This is a genomic window from Streptomyces sp. NPDC048415, assembly GCF_040651675.1.
Classification (GTDB): domain Bacteria; phylum Actinomycetota; class Actinomycetes; order Streptomycetales; family Streptomycetaceae; genus Streptomyces.
Genome location: NZ_JBEZKJ010000002.1, coordinates 126,720 through 140,576 on the forward strand (window position 1 = coordinate 126,720; position 13,857 = coordinate 140,576).

General features: G+C 68.9%; 14 protein-coding genes and 1 tRNA gene. 13 read left to right on the forward strand and 2 right to left on the reverse strand.

The features are described 5' to 3' along the window. The first annotated feature begins 17 nt into the window (after positions 1 to 17). From AB0D27_RS02160 to AB0D27_RS02200, 9 genes are all read left to right on the forward strand, one after another. Entirely contained in the window at positions 18 to 2,243 is a 2,226-nt protein-coding gene (locus AB0D27_RS02160) for a cell division protein FtsK (RefSeq protein ID WP_362501067.1), read from the forward strand. A 140-nt stretch (positions 2,244 to 2,383) separates the two neighbouring features. Next, complete coding sequence (locus AB0D27_RS02165; protein WP_280911340.1) at positions 2,384 to 2,635, forward strand: hypothetical protein; 252 nt, start codon at positions 2,384 to 2,386, stop codon at positions 2,633 to 2,635. A 152-nt stretch (positions 2,636 to 2,787) separates the two neighbouring features. After that, positions 2,788 to 2,982 (forward strand): hypothetical protein, encoded by a 195-nt coding sequence (locus AB0D27_RS02170; RefSeq protein ID WP_037717778.1) that lies wholly within the window; start codon positions 2,788 to 2,790, stop codon positions 2,980 to 2,982. A gap of 11 nt (positions 2,983 to 2,993) precedes the next feature. Continuing rightward, a complete protein-coding gene (locus tag AB0D27_RS02175) occupies positions 2,994 to 3,461 on the forward strand; it encodes a hypothetical protein (protein ID WP_362501070.1) in 468 nt (155 codons plus the stop codon). Positions 3,462 to 3,480: 19 nt separating this feature from the next. Beyond that, positions 3,481 to 3,960: a hypothetical protein gene (locus tag AB0D27_RS02180; protein WP_362501072.1), complete on the forward strand. Its 480-nt coding sequence runs from the start codon at positions 3,481 to 3,483 to the stop codon at positions 3,958 to 3,960. A gap of 84 nt (positions 3,961 to 4,044) precedes the next feature. Continuing rightward, the gene (locus AB0D27_RS02185; RefSeq protein WP_362501074.1) at positions 4,045 to 4,962 is read left to right on the forward strand and encodes a bifunctional DNA primase/polymerase; all 918 of its coding nucleotides are present in this window, start codon (positions 4,045 to 4,047) and stop codon (positions 4,960 to 4,962) included. 157 nt (positions 4,963 to 5,119) lie between these two features. Continuing rightward, the gene (locus AB0D27_RS02190; protein WP_362501076.1) at positions 5,120 to 6,664 is read left to right on the forward strand and encodes a YfjI family protein; all 1,545 of its coding nucleotides are present in this window, start codon (positions 5,120 to 5,122) and stop codon (positions 6,662 to 6,664) included. Positions 6,665 to 6,979: 315 nt separating this feature from the next. Further along, a complete protein-coding gene (locus AB0D27_RS02195) occupies positions 6,980 to 7,171 on the forward strand; it encodes a helix-turn-helix domain-containing protein (RefSeq protein WP_101400676.1) in 192 nt (63 codons plus the stop codon). After that, complete coding sequence (locus tag AB0D27_RS02200) at positions 7,168 to 8,628, forward strand: tyrosine-type recombinase/integrase (RefSeq protein ID WP_362501079.1); 1,461 nt, start codon at positions 7,168 to 7,170, stop codon at positions 8,626 to 8,628. The genes AB0D27_RS02195 and AB0D27_RS02200 overlap by 4 nt, the downstream gene beginning before the upstream one ends. A gap of 86 nt (positions 8,629 to 8,714) precedes the next feature. Here the strand turns inward: AB0D27_RS02200 and AB0D27_RS02205 are convergent, their stop codons facing one another. Continuing rightward, positions 8,715 to 8,912, reverse strand: a complete 198-nt coding sequence (locus AB0D27_RS02205) for a hypothetical protein (protein WP_362501081.1) — start codon at positions 8,910 to 8,912, stop codon at positions 8,715 to 8,717. A 298-nt stretch (positions 8,913 to 9,210) separates the two neighbouring features. Between AB0D27_RS02205 and AB0D27_RS02210 the strand changes: the two genes are divergently transcribed. Then, positions 9,211 to 9,963, forward strand: a complete 753-nt coding sequence (locus tag AB0D27_RS02210; protein WP_362501083.1) for a hypothetical protein — start codon at positions 9,211 to 9,213, stop codon at positions 9,961 to 9,963. A 143-nt stretch (positions 9,964 to 10,106) separates the two neighbouring features. On the opposite strand, the gene AB0D27_RS02215 is transcribed toward AB0D27_RS02210, so the two are convergent. Next, a tRNA-Arg gene (locus AB0D27_RS02215) sits at positions 10,107 to 10,178 on the reverse strand. 185 nt (positions 10,179 to 10,363) lie between these two features. Here AB0D27_RS02215 and AB0D27_RS02220 point away from each other — a divergent pair. From AB0D27_RS02220 to lysA, 3 genes are all read left to right on the forward strand, one after another. Next, entirely contained in the window at positions 10,364 to 10,867 is a 504-nt protein-coding gene (locus AB0D27_RS02220; protein WP_362501411.1) for a response regulator, read from the forward strand. Positions 10,868 to 11,113: 246 nt separating this feature from the next. Beyond that, complete coding sequence (gene nrtL / locus AB0D27_RS02225; RefSeq protein ID WP_362501085.1) at positions 11,114 to 12,454, forward strand: ArgS-related anticodon-binding protein NrtL; 1,341 nt, start codon at positions 11,114 to 11,116, stop codon at positions 12,452 to 12,454. A gap of 7 nt (positions 12,455 to 12,461) precedes the next feature. Then, on the forward strand, positions 12,462 to 13,853 hold the full coding sequence (gene lysA / locus AB0D27_RS02230; RefSeq protein WP_362501087.1) for a diaminopimelate decarboxylase: 1,392 nt from the start codon (positions 12,462 to 12,464) through the stop codon (positions 13,851 to 13,853). The last annotated feature ends 4 nt before the right edge of the window (positions 13,854 to 13,857 follow it).

Here is a 13,857-nt window from a genome sequence, read left to right on the forward strand (position 1 = left end):
ATTGGAAGGAACCTTCAGTGAAGCACCCCGACGGTGAGAATGAACTCTTCCACCGCCTCGAAGCCGACATGGCCGCCGACTCCGGCGGCGAGGTAGTCGACCTCGACAAGGCACGGTCGGCCCGCAGCGAGTCGGCCGACCCGACCGCCCGACCCGACTCCGACCCGTCGGCCGACCCCAACAACGGTCGGTCGGATGACGAGTCGGGCGATCCGACCGCCCGCCGGTTGGTCGACCTTCCGACCGCCAAGGCGACCGGTCCGGGCTACCTCGGTCGGCTGCTCGCCGCTCAGCGCCGTCCGGTCGTTCCGCTGTGGCTGAAGTCAGTTGCGGAACTGAAGACCGCCACCGGATGGGTGGCCCGCCACTACGCCCACTCCGTCGGCTACCACGCGCTTCGCTCTCCGGTCTACGCCGCCCGGCTCACGCTTCAGGCGCCGTCCGGTGCCGCGAAGTTCGTGGGCGCCACCATGCGGTGGATGGCCGACCGCGAGGGCGAACCGGTCCGACTCGCCGCGGTCCGGCGCGAGGACGCAGCCGAGTACCTGAAGCTCTCAAGGCAGCGCGACGGACGCGTCCGACTCCGGACGCTGGTCGCGGTGCTCGCGATGTTCATCGGGCTCGGCTCCGCGCTCGCCATCTACGTCCTCGCCCCCGACTGGCTTCAGGCCCTGTCGGTCGGTGCGGTCGTCATGGCGCTCGGGGCCGCCGGCCGCAAGGCGGACGACCCGGTCATCCACCGCGCAGTGGAGCTCCCCAAGGCCGTCAAGCTCACCAGTGACATCGTGCTGCGCGCGCTCGGCTCGCTCGGCATCCCCGCCATCAACCAGGCACAGGGCAAGGGCCGCGACGGGTTCGAGTTCACCGCCCCCATCACCCGCGACGGTCCCGGATGGCGTGCGGAGGGAAACCTCCCCTACGGCGTCACGGTCACGGACGTCATCGAGCGGCGCGACCGGCTCGCCTCCGGTCTGCGCCGGCCGCTGGGCTGCGTATGGCCCGAGGCAGTGCCGAGCGAGCACACCGGGCACCTGGTGCTGTGGGTCGGCGATCAGGACATGTCGACCTCCCGCAAGCCCAAGTGGCCGTTGCTGACCGGTGGTTCGGTCAACCTGTTCAAGCCCGTCGCCTACGGCACCGACCAGCGCGGACGCTGGGTTGAAGTCACCCTGATGTACATCGCGGGCATCATCGGCGCCATCCCGCGCATGGGCAAGACTTTCCTGCTCCGCCTGCTCCTGCTCATCGCCGCGCTGGACCCGCGGGCGGAACTGCACACCTACGACATGAAGGGCACCGGCGACCTGGACCCGGTCGGCAACGCCGTCTCGCACCGGCACGCCGCGGGCGACGATGACGACGCCATCGAGTACGCGCTCAACGACTTCCGGGCGCTGCGCGAGGAACTGCGCCGGCGTACCAAGGTGATCCGCTCGCTTCCGCGGGACATCTGCCCGGAGTCGAAGGTGACCAGCGAACTCGCCGACAAGCGCTCGCTGGGCCTGCACCCCATCGTGATCGGGGTGGACGAGTGCCAGGTGCTGTTCGAGCACCCCAAGCACAAGGACGAGTTCGAGGAGATCGCAACTGACCTGGTCAAGCGCGGTCCGGCCACCGGCATCGTGCTCCTGCTCGCCACGCAGCGGCCGGACGCGAAGGCGCTGCCCACCGGGATTTCCGCGAACGCGTCGGCCCGCTGGTGCCTGAAGGTCATGGGCCAGCTGGAGAACGACATGGTCCTCGGTACGTCCGCCTACAAGCGGGGCGTGCGGGCGACCATGTTCAGCTGGGGTGACAAGGGCATTCACTACTTCATCGGTGAAGGCTCCGATGCCCGGATCGTCGGCTCGGTCTACGTCGACGGACCCGGTGCCGACAGCATCGCCGCCCGTGCCCGCACGGCGCGCGAGAAGGCCGGACTGCTGTCCGGGCACGCGCTCGGGGAAGAGCCGGAGACCGTGGCGAGCGCGTACGACCTGCTCGCCGACATCCTCGCCGTGATCCCCGTCAAGGAGACCAAGGTGTGGTCCGAGACCGTCGTCGCACGGCTCGCCGAACTGCGCCCCGAGGTCTACGACGGATGGGAGCCCGAGACCCTCGCCGCAGCGCTGAAGCCGCGGGGTCTGTCCACGATCCAGGTGGGCCGCCGGGTGGACGGCAAGGTCGTCAACCGGCGCGGTGTCGACCGCTCCCACATCACCGCAGCGATGGCGGAGCGTGACGGAAAGCGGGACGCGGGCTGACCGCTGCGGGCCGCTAGCGCTAGCGGCACCCCCCGCTAGCGTTAGCGGCTCGCTTAGCGCCCCAAACCAGCCCTGATCAGGTCGCTAGCGCATAGCGGCCCACCTGCGGAAACCCTGAAAACCGCCCCGGAGGGCCCGTCATGACCCCTGCCCTGCTCGCTATCACACTCCTGCTCGGCGTAACGCTGTGTTACGTCGCGGTGTGTGCTGCCTCGCCGTTCGGCAACTGCCGCAAGTGCAACGGCTGGGGCTTCCAGATGAAGACCGACCGCAAGGGCCGCCAGAAGCGCGGCAAGGACTGCCGCCGCTGCAAGGCCACCGGCAAGCGCATACGCGTCGGCCGCTGGCTCTACAACCGCTGGGCCCGCATCTACCGCTCCGGCACCGGCTGAGGAGAAGACAGACGACCGCCCGCCATGAGACGGACCCCGCTCCGAGCAGGAGCTAGGTGGGCGCGGTCGCCGGTCAATGCCCCGAACTTGCCAGCACCCGGGGCCTGTGGAGCGTATCCACCCATCCACCTCGCCCGAAAGCGAGTGTCCCCGTGATCCTCAGCATCTCCGCCGTCCTGCTGTTCGGTGCCGCGTCCGCCCTCGCCGTCAAGACCAAGTCCGCCGGGGGCGGTTCGGCCATCGTGCTCTTCCTCTTCGGGTTCTTCGCCGCCGGGACCGGCGCGTACGAGCCCATCCACAACCTCGTGCAGGCGTCCGCCGACGCCCTGTCCGCCCTCGGGAACTAGGGAGACAGCCCGTGAACGAACCCACCACCCACGGCCGCAACAGGCACTCGCCCGCGGCCGTGGAAGTCCACGTCCCCACCCCCATCACCCCCGCCGCCCGCACGGCGCCGCTCGCGGTCGTGCAGGCCGGCAGCATCGCGGCCGTGGCGAGCGTCGTCTTGCCGGACGGCCGCGTCGTCACCGGCTACGCCATCGAGCCCGCCAAGCCCGAACCGGTCGCCACCAAGCCGGCCGTCTCGCGTACGGCGGTGAACATCGCCCTCGGAGGCGTCGGGTTCGGCGCCGTGTGCGGCGGGCTGTTCCTGCTGACCACGTTCATCGCCGCGCTCGCCGCGCTGATTCACCAGCTCATCATTCTCGCCGCCGTCATCTTCGGCGGCTGGATCGCCGTGCAGGTCTTCAGCGCGAGCGGCCACCGCGGTGGCAACACCTTCCACATCCGCAAGGCCGTCTTCAAGCGCAACCACTTCAACGGCTGAACACCCCGATGGGAGAACCGTGTTCGAGATCCGTGTCATCTGCGACCCCGCCGAAACCGAACCGATCGTCGCCGCGCTGGACCGCACCTTCACGGTCGGCACCGTGAGCGTCTACCCCACCCGCGACCGCAAGCGGAACCGCCTCTACGCCCGCGCCGAGTCCAAGCCCACCGACGCCGAGCCGGCCAAGTCCTCGCTCACCGCCGAGCAGGCGTACGCCAACGCCCCCAGCATCAACAGCGAGATCGGCTGGGCGGCACGCACCCTCGCCGCCACCGAGTGCTTCACCGAGCTGGGGCGTGACTTCTACCTGCGCAAGGCAGCCCTGCTGGACCGCATCGCGCTCTTGGACGAGCCCGACATCCCGTACGGCGATGCCACCGCGGCCGCCGACGCGGCGGCCGTGTTCCTGCTGGACATGGACCAGCCGGGCCCGTTCTGCGAACCGCGCACCTACGTCCGCCAGCAGTACGCGCACTCGCTCGCCGCCGAGCAGTAGCTGTGGCTGGGGCGGTCGCCTCTCGCCAAAGACCGCGACCGCCCCGGTTCTCCGTCCCTTCGACAGAAACAGGAGACCTTCAGCATGACACCTGACCGAATGACCTCGCGCCCCCGCGCCACGAACCACCTGGACGATGACCACCTGCGCACTGCGTTGGAGTTGGCGGCGGCCGGAGTGCCCGTGCTGCCGCTGCGGCAGGGCAAGGTGCCATTCGGGAACTGCCGCACGTGTGCCAAGAATGCCTGCGGCGGACGGCCAAACATGAAGGTTGCGGGCCCCTGCCACTGCCCCGACACGTGCCACGCGTGGGCCGCAGCCACCACTGACACTCGCGTCATCACCTCCGGAGCGTGGGCCCCCGCATGGCGGCAGGCCGCTGCCATCGGCTATCACCCCGGAGGAATGGGGCTGACCGTCGTAGACCTCGACAGCGCGGCGGCCGTCGAATGGGCACGCGAGAACCTGCCAGCCACCCGAACCGTGCTGACGACGCGCGGGGAGCATTGGCTCTACCGGGGCGCCATGCGGTCGTCCAACGGGGTCCGGCCTGGTGTGGACGTCAAGTCGCTCATGGTCTACGCCCGGTGGCTCGGTGCCGGCACCGGCCGCATGGCGAACCTGCCGACGGCCGTCCGCGCCCTAGTCGTGAAGAAAGAGACCACCCCCGCCCCGGGGAGGGTGGTCTCTTCCGTCCCCGAGCGCGTCGACTGGGACCGGACCGTCGGCACCGGATGCAGGCACACCGAGGGCTACGTACGCGCCGGCCTTGAACGCGGTCTCGCCCTAGTCCGCAGCCACACCGAATCCGGCGCCGGATCACAAGCGTTCGGCGTGGCCCGCTTCCTGGCCGTCCAGCACGCGCAGTGCCCCGGACCCTGCGAACTGGACGCCCTCGGTTGGCAGATCGTTGCCGCAGCCGTCTCCGTGGGAGTCCCCGAGCCCTATGCCCGCCGCGCGGTCACCAACGGTCTGAGGGCGACCGAGAGGGGTGCCGCATGACCTACAAGCCCCACAACTCTCGGAAAGAGCCTCAGAACGCCACACAAGCGGCACCACGGAGCGCCGTAGGCGGCCGAAAGGACGTCGCCGAAGGCGTCCGCACTGCTCTTGGCTCTGACCCGCAGACCGGCCACCCCACCGAAGGGAGGGCAGCCTCATGACCACACAGCCTGTGGACAGTCCCGACCTGTGGGCCGGACTGCCCGTTCTCGACGACCCTCCCGCCTCCGTGTGGGAGGACCCCGTTCCCCTCGCCGGACCCCGCCAGCTCACCCCGTTCCCCATTGCCTCCCTCCCGGGGTGGCTGCGGGAGTTCGTGGCTGCGGTTGCCGAGGAGACACAGACACCCGTCGACCTCGCTGGCTGCATCGCGCTGTCGGTGCTCGCCACGGCGGCGGGCGGCAGGGCGGTGGTGCAGGTGCGCGGGCACTGGCGAGAGCCGACCAACCTGTTCGTGGTTGTCGCGCTTCCGCCAGCGAACCGGAAGTCCGCCGTGTTCGCCCTGCTGACCGACCCGCTGTACGACGCGGAGGCACAGCTCCGCACCGTGCAGCAACCGGCCATCGTGGAAGCCCAGATGACCGCACGTCTTGCCAAGGAAGCAGCCGACAAGGCCGCGGCCAAGGCAGCATCCGCGAGCGCGGACGAGCGCGACGACCTCGTGTCCACGGCCATCGCGCTCGCGCAGACCGCGGAGACCGTCACCGTGCCGGCCGAACCGCAGTTGCTCGCCGACGACGCGACCGCCGAGACGGTCACTTCGCGTATGTCGGAGCAGGGCGGCCGAATCGCGGTCATGTCCGCCGAGGGTGACATCTTCGACATCATCGCCGGCCGCTACTCGGGCAAGCCCAACATGGGTGTCTTCCTCAAAGGCCACGCCGGAGACCGGCTGAGGGTGGACCGTCAGACGCGGAAGGAGTACATCGAACACCCCGCGCTCACCATGGGCTTGTGCGTTCAACCGCAGGTGTTGGACGAGATCGGACGACAGGAGGGCTTCAAGGGCCGCGGCCTGCTCGGCAGGTTCCTCTACTCCGTACCCGAATCGCTGGTCGGCCGCCGCAGGCTCAGCCCCGACCCGATCCCGGACCAGGTCAAAGACACCTACCGGCGCCACGTCATCGACCTGACCGTGTTCCTCGCGGAGTGGACCGACCCCGCCGTCGTCCAGCTCACCCCCGAGGCCGATGCCGCCCTGCTCGCCTTCCAGGAGCGAGTGGAACCCAAGTTGGCCGCACGCGGCGGCTCGCTGGGCCACATCGCGGACTGGGCCGGGAAACTCGCCGGCGCCACTGCGCGCATCGCCGCGCTGCTCCACCTCGCGCAGCACCTCACCAAGGGGCACACCATCCCGGTGGCAGAAGCGACCATGCGTGACGCGATCGCGCTAGCCGACTACTTCACCAGCCATGGACTGGCCGCATTCGACCAGATGGGCGCCGACCCCACCACCGAACGGGCACGCACCGTGCTGGAAACACTGCGCACCCACAAGTGGAGCGAGGTCAGCAAGCGCGACTTGATGGTCAAGCTCTCGCGGTCCGAGTTCGCCACCGCTGCGGACCTGGACCCGGTGCTGAGCCTGTTGGAAGACCACGGATACGTGCGCGCCCAACCTGTGGCCCGCAGCGGAGGCCGCGGCCGGCCACCTTCCCCTCGCTACCTGGTCCATCCCCGCCTGACCCACCCGACCGCCTGAGACCGCCCACAGAAACCACAGAACCACAGAAACAAACCGGCGAGCCCCTGACCTGCGCAGACCGTCACGTCAGGGGCTCCCGGTGCACTGCCACAGAAACTTGCCGAGAAGCCACAGAAATAGACCGGCCCCGGCCCCGCCGGTCCGGGCACCTATTTCTGTGGAACCTCGGGCGATTTCTGTGGCAGCACCCACCGCGCGGCATCGCCGCAGGTCAACCCGCAGATCCCGGGTTTCTGTGTATTTCGTGGTTTCTGTGGCGGCTCTCGGCTGGTCCCACCACCTTCCCTTGACTCTCTCGCCCGAGGAGGAGTCGTGGCCAAGCCCCGCGACGAGATGCTGACCATCCCCGAAGTGATCGAAGAGATAGGCGTACCGCGAGCGACGTTCTACCGCTGGCGGCAGTACAAGAAGGGCCCGAAGTCCATCAAGCTCCCGAACGGCGCGGTGCGAATCCGGCGATCCGAACTGAGCCGGTGGCTCCAGACGCTGGAGGAGAGCGCGTGACGCAGGAAACCGACAGTGGGGCCGAGCAGAACAACGGCTCGGCCCCGGACGGGTTTTCGCTCGACGTGCGTCTGTGGAAGGTGTCCAAGGCGCAGAGCAACACACGTCCCTACCAGCTCCGTTGGAAAGTTGGAGGAAAGGTCAGTAGTGCCACATTCGCCACGGTGGCTCTCGCGGAGAGTCGTAGATCTGAACTTTGGCAGGCAATGCGCCGTGGCGAGGCATTCCGCATCACCGACGGACTGCCTGAATCCGAGGTGCGGGTCGAGACCGCCGCGAAGCAAGTCCGGGAGGAACTTCCCTGGTTCGCGTTCTGCCGTGAGTACATGGCGATGCGTTGGCCAACCGCCGCGGCCAAGACCCGTGAGGGCATCGCCGACGGGCTCGCCGCGGTGACGCTGGCTCTGGTGGAGCAGGAAGAGAAAATGCCGCCACCGGAAGAGTTGCGTCTCGCCTTCCGATGGGCGGTGATTCCCAGGAACGCCGAACTTGACCCGCCCGAGGAAATTGAAGGCGCCTACTGGTGGATTTCCAAGAAGTCGCTTCTTGTCTCCTCGCTGGAAAACCCGAAGATCCTTCGCGATGTTCAGTATCGGATCTCCTTCAAGTTGGACGGCACGCCTGCGGCGGGGGAGACCTCCCGCCGCAGGCGGCGTGCGCTTAACACGGCGGTTGAATACGCTATCGAGCGCAAGCTTCTGACGGAGAACCCACTCGTGGCCCTCAAGAAGGTGAAGAGCTCCTCATCGGACCGTGTGGATCCCCGTGTGCTCGTGAACAAGATGCAGGCTGCTCAACTCCTCGCCTCTGTCTCATACGTTGGAACGTGGGACCGCAAGAAGGGCCGGCGCCTTGTGGGCTTCTTCGCGGTCATGTACTTCGCGGGACTCCGCCCGAGTGAGGCAGTGGGCCTCAGCAAGGCTGATTGCTTCCTCCCGGAGAAGGGGTGGGGCGTTCTGACGCTGCACGACACGCACCCCGTGTCGGGCAAGCAGTGGACAGACAGCGGAGAGCGCCACGACAAGCGCGGCCTGAAGTCGAGGGAGGCCAAGGAAGACCGGCCAGTCCCGATCCCCCCGCCGCTCGTGGCCATGCTCCGCGCCCACCTGAAGGAGTTCGGCACAGCCAAGGACGGGCGGCTCTTCACGAACGAACGGGGCGGTCTCGTGGGCAGTAGCACCTATTGGCGCGTGTGGCGGGACGCTCGGGAGTACGCGCTCTCGCCGGACCTTCAGGCGTCCATCCTCGGGGGGCGGCCGTACGACCTGCGGCATACCTGCATCACTACGTGGCTGAATGCCGGCGTGCCCGTTGCTGAGGTCGCTCGGAGGGTCGGCAACTCGCCCGAAGTGATTCACCGCGTTTACGAGGGATGCATCTACGGTCAGGAAGAGGTGATGAACAGGAAGATCGAGCGAGAGCTGGACTGGCCGCAGGACGGTTCCGCGGATTCGTGAGCCGTGGGCGGGGCGGGTATCACCCGTACCCGCCCCCAGGAATTCTTGCCCCGCTTCGGATTCGGGTAGCGCGGCCGGCCCGGCCCTTACTCAGTCATGAACTTCCTGAGCGTGAAGCCAAGAGTTGCCGCGCCGATGAAGGCCGCGCCCCCTGACGCCAGCGAGGCGTAGACAGGTGCTCCGGTCATCCAGAGAGCGGCCGTGCAGAGCATCGCAGCGACCAGCGCGCCGAGCATGATGACCGCTGCCCACAGGCTTCGCAGCGCTTGATCATTGTTGGACAACGTGTATCAATCCCCTCACCGATGGACTCATGGCCGCGTCGAGGACTGTAGCCAGCCTGTCCTCGACCGCGCCACCGATGCTGGCAGGGGGAAAACCGCAGGTCAAAAGGCCTGATTTACCTTCCTGAAGGGGAAAGGATACGGCAGTGCAGTGGACATCTACGTTTGTGCTGTAGCGTGATGCCGCTCTTACAGTCGTGCCCCTACTGTCGTGGCGGAATCTGTAGAAGAGCCATGAACTCCCTTGTATAGCTGAGTACTCCCGGATCCCGGGTTCTCCTGCAGGAAGGTAAAAGTCGTGTCGAGCGGCGAGCAGCGTGCCGAGGCGGTCCGCCTGCTGAAGAGTGCGGCCGACAAGGTGAAGAGGACTGGGCGTGTTCCGTTCCCGCCGGCCTTCGTCATAGCTGCTGAGGGGGAGAAGCAGGAACCTCCGCTCGCCAGGTTGATCCAGGGCGGGCGCGGCGGTGAAGTGCGGCTGAAGCTGTATATGTGCATCACGATGATGGCCACGGGAAAGCCATACGACTTGAGGACGCCGCCAAGCCCGCATGGCTGGACGCGGATGCTTGCCTTGGATCCGCAGAAGGGACCGCGAAGGGTTGCCAGCAACTTGAAGTGGCTGGGCGACAACGGGTTCATTCGTCTTGAGGCACAGTGGGGCCGCCCGTCTGCGATCACGTTGCTAAGCGCAACTGGGGACGGCAAGGAGTACAGCCAGCCGAGGGGGGACGGGAAGCGATACGTTGGGGTGCCGCTGGGGTTCTGGATTCATGGGTGGCTTCTGTGCTTGTCGCCGACGGCGACAGCCGTCCTGCTTGCACTCATCGAAGTGCTGGGAGGGCACTCCGAGGCGAGGTACATCCCAACGACCAGACGTCAGCGTTACGGCCTGTCTCCCGACACCTGGACGAAGGCCCGCAAGGAGCTGGAGGCCCGCAGCTTGCTCGTCGTAAAGCGGGAGCCGCAGGGTGACTTCTACGACTTCATGCGGTTGCGAAACGCCTACCAGCTTGACCTCGAACGACTGGACTCCCCGCCCAACTGGTGGTGACCCCCCGGGCGCTGCCCTATCGCAGCTCTATCGCGATCAGTACGTAGCAACGACAAAGAGCCGGACTCAGTGGGACTGAGTCCGGCTCTTCATTCATGGCATTCGCCCTGGTCAGCGCATGATCTGTGCTGGTTATCGGCGAGTGCCCCCGGCAGGATTCGAACCTGCGCACACGGCTCCGGAGGCCGTTGCTCTATCCCCTGAGCTACGGGGGCGTGTCGGGCGCGGTGTGTGCGGCGACGGGTAGAACCCTACCAGCTCTTTCGGGGGTGATTGCCACAGGTTTTGGTGGGCGTGGGGGCGGGCGGCGGGGGTCTCGCGCGGGGTGGAAGTGGGGAAAACCCGGACGGGGTGGTGGGCGCGGACCTACTCTCGAGTTGTGCCAGGCGCGTCCGGTCGGGTGCTTGTTGTGGACGACAACAAGGTCATCCGGCAGCTGATCAGGGTCAACCTCGAACTGGAGGGTCTCGAGGTGGTGACCGCGGCCGACGGTGCCGAGTGTCTGGACGTCGTCCATCAGGTGCGGCCCGATGTGGTGACCCTCGATGTCGTCATGCCCCGGCTCGACGGGTTGCGCACCGCCGCTCGACTGCGTGCTGACCCCCGGACGCGGAATCTTCCCCTCGCCATCGTGAGCGCGTGCACCCAGTACGAGGTCGAGAGCGGGCTGGACGTGGGTGTCGACGCCTTTCTCGCCAAGCCGTTCGAGCCTGCCGAACTCGTGCGGCTCGTGCGGCAGTTGATGGAGCGGCGGGGGTCGGAGCGGGGGCGGGAGCGGGAAAGTGGTCCGGGGGGTGGTGACGGCGGCTCGCCGTCGTTCGAGGGTGCCTTCGGGGCAGGGGCGGGCGCAGGGGCAGGCGGAGGGCTTGATGAAACCGAGCGTGCCGGACGTGGCGGTCACTGACGCCGAGCGCGCCGGACGCCGTTAGTCACCGACGCCGACCGTGCCCGACGCTGACGTCGACCGCGCCCGCCGCCAGTCGCTGACGCTGAGCGCGCCGGACGTGCCGGACGCGCCAGCCATGACGCCGAGTGCGCCGGCCCCGCCAGCAACCGGCGCCGGCCGGTCACCCTCCACCCCCGTCCACATCCCGGACCCTCCCCGAAACCGAGTCGCCTACCCACCCCCCTCCTCCCCTACGCTGGTCCCGTGACCCCCGTCGAGCTCTCCCGTACCGTGCTGCGCGCGGTGCGTCGTGCTGTCGATGAGGGGGAGCTGAGTGTCGCGGTGCCGGCGCGGGCCGTGGTTACGGTGCCGGGGCCCGGTGGCTGTGGGGATTACGCCACGAACATCGCTCTTCAGCTGGCGCGGGCGGCCGGGCGGCCGCCCCTGCAGGTGGCCGAGATCCTGCGGCCGCATCTCAGCGGCGCGGCCGGGGTGGCCGAGGTGGCGATCACCGGGCCCGGGTTTTTGAACATCAGCCTCGGAGGCGGGGCGTCCGCCGCCCTGGTGCGGGACATCCTGGAGCGGGGCGCGGGCTACGGGCACGGTGACGCTCTCGCCGGGCAGGTCGTCGAGCTGTGTGTGCCGTACGACATTCGTGCCGAGGTCGTCGCCGACACCCTCGTACGCATCGTCGCCACCCAGGGCGGTCGCGCCGAGGTGCGGCACGCCGGCCCCCCGGAGGATCGGGCCGAGCTGCGGCACGCCAGGCCGATGACGCCGGTACCGGTGCCGCAGAACTCGGCCGAGGCGCGACCCGCGACCCCCAGGCCGGTACCGGCGTCAAAGGCCCCGCCCGAGCGGCCGCACGCCGGACCCGCCACCCTCCGGCCGGTACCGGCCCCGCAAGACCCAGCCGAGGCGCGACCCGCCACCCCCCGGCCGGTACCGGCACCGGAAGACCCGGCCGAGGCGCGACCCGCCACCCCCCGGCCGGTACCGGCACCGGAAGACCCGGCCGAGGCGCGACCCGCCACCCTCCGGCCGGTACCGGCCCCGCAAGACCCGGCCAAGGCACCCGCCCCCGTAACCCTCCCCCCCGCCCCCCTAACCCTCCGCCCCACCCCCGCCCTCGAAGACCCCGCCCCCCTAGGCCCCGACGCCGCCCGCTGGGCCCTGCTCCACCCCGCGCCCCACGACCGGCCCCGGATCAGCGCCGACCACCTCGTCCAGCGCGAGAGCAACCCGCTCTTCCGGGTGCGGTACGCCTACGCCCGCACCCGGGCCCTCAGTCGCAACGCCGCGGCGCTGGGGTACGTCAGTGACCCCGGTGACGTATGCCAGGAGGAGGGGGAGCTGCTTGGCGCCCTCGCCGAATACCCCCATGTCCTGCGCCTCGCCGCGACTCACCGCACGCCCGACCGGCTCGCCCGGCACCTCGTCGTCGTCGCCGACGCCCTTCTCGCCTTCCTGCACGGCGTGCTGCCGCTCGGCGACGAGAAACCCTCGGCCGCCCACCGCGCCCGGCTCGCGCTCGCCGAAGCCGCCGGGACGGTGCTGGCCGGCGGCCTGTCCCTGCTCGGCATCAGTGCCCCTGACTATCTGTGAGAGAAGAATGAGCCGTTCCGCACACCCCGCCGGGCCCCGTCACGCCGACGTCCTCCCCGAGGGCCACTACAGCGCCCCGCCCGCCGACCTCAACGCCCTCGACCCGAAGGTCTGGGCCCAGACCGTGACCCGTACGAGCGACGGTGTCGTCAGCGTCGGTGGGATCGAAGTCACCCGGCTCGCCGAGGAGTTCGGCACTCCCGCCTATTTCCTCGACGAGGCCGACTTCCGGGCGCGGGCGCGTGCCTGGCGTACGGCCTTCGGGCACGACGCGGATGTCTTCTACGCCGGGAAGGCGTTCCTGTCGCGGGCCGTCGTGCGCTGGCTGCACGAGGAGGGCCTCAATCTCGATGTCTGCTCCGGTGGTGAGCTCGCCACCGCGCTCTCCGCCGGTATGCCCGCCGACCGCATCGCCTTCCATGGCAACAACAAGTCCGAGGGTGAGATCCGTACGGCTGTCGAGGCCGGTGTCGGGCGGATCGTCCTCGACTCCTTCCAGGAGATCGTGCGCGTCGCCCATATCGCCCAGTCCCTCGGCAAGCGGCAGCGCGTGCAGATCCGGGTGACGGTCGGCGTGGAGGCGCACACCCACGAGTTCATCGCCACCGCGCACGAGGACCAGAAGTTCGGGATCGCGCTCGCCGACGGGCAGGCCGCAGAGGCCGTACGGCGGGCGCTCACCCTCGACGGGCTCGAACTCGTCGGGATTCACTCGCACATCGGGTCGCAGATCTTCGACATGGCCGGCTTCGAGGTCGCCGCGCGACGGGTCGTGTCGCTCCTTGCCGCAGTCCGCGACGAGCACGGCGTCGAGCTGCCGGAGATCGACCTCGGCGGCGGCCTCGGCATCGCGTACACCAGCGAGGACGACCCCCGAGAGCCGCACGAGATCGCCAAGGCGCTGGGCGAGATCGTGACGAGGGAGTGCGAGGCCGCGAAGTTGCGGACGCCTCGGATTTCCGTGGAGCCCGGGCGCGCCATCGTCGGCCCGACCGCCTTCACCCTCTATGAGGTCGGCACCATCAAGCCGCTGGAGGGACTGCGGACGTACGTCTCCGTGGACGGGGGCATGTCCGACAACATTCGGACGGCTCTGTACGACGCCGAGTACAGCGTGGCCCTTGTCTCGCGTACCTCCGACGCCGAGCCGATGCTCGTCCGCGTCGTCGGCAAGCACTGCGAGAGCGGTGACATCGTCGTGAAGGACGCCTTCCTGCCGGCCGACCTCGCGCCCGGTGACCTCATCGCCGTCCCCGCGACCGGTGCCTACTGCCGGTCCATGGCCAGCAACTACAACCACGCACTGCGCCCGCCGGTCGTCGCCGTGAACGACGGCGAGGCCCGGGTGATCGTCCGGCGCGAGACGGAGGAGGACCTGCTGCGCCTCGACGTCGGATGACGCA

Excerpts from the sequence above, each read along its gene's own strand:
- AB0D27_RS02165 (WP_280911340.1), top strand. The coding sequence starts at position 2,384 with ATGACCCCTGCCCTGCTCGCTATCACACTCCTGCTCGGCGTAACGCTG.
- AB0D27_RS02185 (WP_362501074.1), top strand. The coding sequence starts at position 4,045 with ATGACACCTGACCGAATGACCTCGCGCCCCCGCGCCACGAACCACCTG.
- AB0D27_RS02190 (WP_362501076.1), top strand. The coding sequence starts at position 5,120 with ATGACCACACAGCCTGTGGACAGTCCCGACCTGTGGGCCGGACTGCCC.
- lysA (WP_362501087.1), top strand. The coding sequence starts at position 12,462 with ATGAGCCGTTCCGCACACCCCGCCGGGCCCCGTCACGCCGACGTCCTC.